The sequence below is a fragment of the Komagataeibacter sp. FXV3 genome (assembly GCF_015155755.1).
Classification (GTDB): Bacteria; Pseudomonadota; Alphaproteobacteria; order Acetobacterales; family Acetobacteraceae; genus Komagataeibacter.
Window position 1 is genome coordinate 1 of the sequence record NZ_VWPI01000197.1, and the last position, 1,137, is coordinate 1,137.

Annotated in this window: 1 protein-coding gene; it reads left to right on the forward strand. The window is 57.9% G+C overall.

Going from position 1 to position 1,137, the window contains the following annotated elements:
• Nucleotides 1–67: 67 nt before the first annotated feature.
• The coding region (locus tag F1542_RS16910; RefSeq protein WP_193734016.1) for an IS630 family transposase at nucleotides 68–1,137 on the forward strand (1,070 nt) is incomplete at its 3' end.

The following is a 1,137-nucleotide window of genomic DNA, read 5'->3' on the forward strand; positions in this document are numbered from 1 at the left end:
CTAGTCATCTGGAACTGAAATAAGCATCATTATATAATATTCCTGTCGCAATGACGGGAGCAGAACGATGGCGGGACGACAGGCAAGTCAGGTGGTGCTGAGTCGGCAGGCGCGGACGTTTCTTGAAGGGCAGGTCCGGCGTCACAAGGCGCCGCGGTCGTTGTCGGATCGCTGCCGGATGGTTCTGCTCTGTGCCGAAGGCTTGCAGAGCAAGGAAGTTGCTGCACGCCTGGGGGTGCATGAGCACACCGTCGGCAAATGGCGGCGGCGGTTTGTCGAAGATGGCATCGAAGGCCTGACCGACGAATATCGTGCTGGCCGGCCCCGCACGGTGTCGGATGCGCAAGTTACGCAGGTCATCGAGCGCACGCTGAATACAACGCCCAAAGACGCGACCCACTGGTCGATCCGTTCCATGGCTGCCGAGATCGGCCTGTCGCATACGACCATCCGCCGGATCTGGAGCGCCTTCGGTCTGCAGCCGCATCGGGCCGAAACCTTCAAACTGTCGACGGACCCGCTATTTGTCGACAAGGTTCGGGATATTGTCGGTCTTTACATGTCGCCACCGAACCGCGCGATCGTGCTGTGCGTCGACGAGAAATCCCAGATCCAGGCGCTGGACCGCGAACAGCCCGTCCTGCCCATGGTACCGGGCGTGCCGGAACGACGTACCCATACCTATCTCCGGAACGGTACGACGTCGCTGTTTGCAGCCCTCGACATCGCAACAGGTGCGGTAATCGGCAAATGCTACAAACGTCATCGTACCACGGAATTTCTCGACTTCCTGAAACGTATCGACGCTGAGATGCCTGATGACCTGGATGTTCATCTCGTGATGGATAACTACGCCACACATAAAACGACCACGATCAAGACGTGGCTCGCGCGCCGCCCGCATTGGCATGTTCACTTCACGCCCACCTCGGCTTCCTGGATCAATCAGGTAGAGCGCTGGTTCGCCGAACTGACGCGCAAGCAACTCCAACGCGGCGTGCATCGGTCAACAACTGCACTCGAAGCTGACATCACAACTTTTATCGATGCACATAACAAAAACCCACGGCCGTATCGGTGGGTCAAATCAGCCGACCAGATCCTCGCCTCGGTGAAGCGCTTTTGTCATAAGACAAT